The 2,015-nt window shown below is 72.7% G+C and carries 2 protein-coding genes; both read right to left on the bottom strand.

The window, feature by feature from the left end; all coding sequences use genetic code 11:
* On the bottom strand, nucleotides 1–1,010 hold a 1,010-nt coding region (gene ftsZ, locus D8M29_RS11395), incomplete at its 3' end, for a cell division protein FtsZ (protein WP_127445989.1).
* A gap of 317 nt (nucleotides 1,011–1,327) precedes the next feature.
* On the bottom strand, nucleotides 1,328–2,015 hold a 688-nt coding region (locus D8M29_RS11390; protein ID WP_238693400.1), incomplete at its 5' end, for a cell division protein FtsQ/DivIB.

The following is a 2,015-nucleotide window of genomic DNA, read 5'->3' as shown; positions in this document are numbered from 1 at the left end:
GCCCGCTGCGGGGCCGCCTGCTGCTGCTGCGCGGCCTGCGGGGCGGCCGGGGCGGAGGTGACGTCCACCTTGTCGAAGCCCGCGGCGATCACGGTCACGCGCACCTCGTCGCCGAGGGCGTCGTCGATGACCGCGCCGAAGATGATGTTGGCCTCCGGGTGGGCGACCTCCTGGACCAGTCGCGCGGCCTCGTTGATCTCGAAGAGGCCGAGGTCGGAGCCGCCCTGGATGGAGAGCAGCACGCCGTACGCGCCGTCGATGGAGGCCTCGAGCAGCGGCGAGGCGATCGCCAGCTCGGCCGCCTTGACGGCGCGGTCCTCGCCCTGCGCGTGGCCGATGCCCATGAGCGCGGAGCCCGCGCCCTGCATCACGGACTTCACGTCCGCGAAGTCGAGGTTGATCAGGCCCGGGGTGGTGATCAGGTCGGTGATGCCCTGGACGCCGGAGAGGAGCACCTGGTCCGCCTGACGGAAGGCGTCCATGACCGAGACGTTGCGGTCCGAGATGGACAGCAGGCGGTCGTTCGGGATCACGATGAGGGTGTCGACCTCGTCCCGCAGGGCGTCGATGCCCGCCTCGGCGGAGCCGGCGCGACGGCGGCCCTCGAACGTGAACGGACGGGTCACGACGCCGATGGTCAGGGCGCCGAGCGAGCGCGCGATGCGGGCCACGACGGGCGCTCCGCCGGTGCCGGTGCCGCCGCCCTCGCCCGCGGTCACGAACACCATGTCCGCGCCCCGCAGGACCTCCTCGATCTCCTCCGCGTGGTCCTCGGCGGCCTGGCGGCCGACCTCGGGGTTCGCGCCCGCGCCGAGTCCACGGGTGAGCTCGCGGCCCACGTCCAGCTTCACGTCCGCGTCCGACATCAGCAGCGCCTGGGCGTCCGTGTTGATGGCGATGAACTCCACGCCGCGGAGCCCCACCTCGATCATGCGGTTCACGGCGTTCACGCCGCCGCCGCCGATGCCGACGACCTTGATGACGGCCAGGTAGTTCTGGGGTGCAGCCACGGTGTTGGTTCCCTTTGTTCGAGATCTCGAGAGGTCAGCGCGAGGCACATCGCCCCGGTGATCGGCGGCCACCCGGGGTGGACACCTTCAAGCACAGCGTGAAGCGAGCCTCGCGCGCGTTCGGGTCCACCGTACTGGGAGGCCCGCGTCACGTGCAAAAGAAAACGGCGTGTCCACGCGGAAAAGACGGCCTCAACATCAACTTTCACGTGAGACTCGAAGGACCAGCAGCCGCGGTGAGGACCCCCCGACTCGCACGAGGTCCCGCGCCCCGACCTTCACCTTCACGTTCTACTGGAGACTCCTGTGGCCCCGGTTCAGCGCGTGATCGGCCGCGTGGGCACGGAGACGTCGATCTCGGCGACGCCGCCCGCCGCGGATCCGTGCCGCTCGTCCGCCAGGAACGCCTCGGCCACGGACCCCTTGAGACCGGCGTCCTGCGCGTCGCCCCAGACCAGGGTCACCCCGCCCTCGAGCGCCAGACGGACCTGGCCCGGGCCCCGAGAGTCCGCGGTCTCGACACGATCGGCCACGGACTCCGGCAGCGCGGCCAGCACCTCGGCCACCTCGGCGCGCTCCTCCTGCGCCCGGTGCGCCAGCTCCTCCGAGAACGCGGGGAGGTCCTCCCCCTCGAGCCGCTCCTCCGGCACTCCCGTCAGGACGGTGCCGTCCGCGAGCAGCAGCTGCACGCCGTCGTCGCCGTCCCGCCGGGCCCGCGCCTCGTGCTCCCGGACCACGACCTCCAGGCCGGTGGGCAGGCGGGGCACGGTCTGGACCTCGGCCACCCCGGGCAGACCGCCGACCAGCTCGCGCACGCGGCCGGCGCCGACGCGGGACAGCGGCACGCCGTACACGGGCTCCAGGCGCTCCTGGACGTCGGTGGCGGAGACGTGGCGGGTGCCGGTGACCTCGACGCGGTCCACCGCGAGCACGGGCGAGAAGAACACGACCGAGCCCAGGGCGCCCAGCACCGCGAGCACCGCGGCCGCCACACCCCAGCGGGTA

The organism is Micrococcus sp. HSID17227, from assembly GCF_003989405.1.
Taxonomy (GTDB): Bacteria; Actinomycetota; Actinomycetes; order Actinomycetales; family Micrococcaceae; genus Micrococcus; species Micrococcus luteus.
This window is presented reverse-complemented; position numbering and strand designations above follow the sequence as displayed.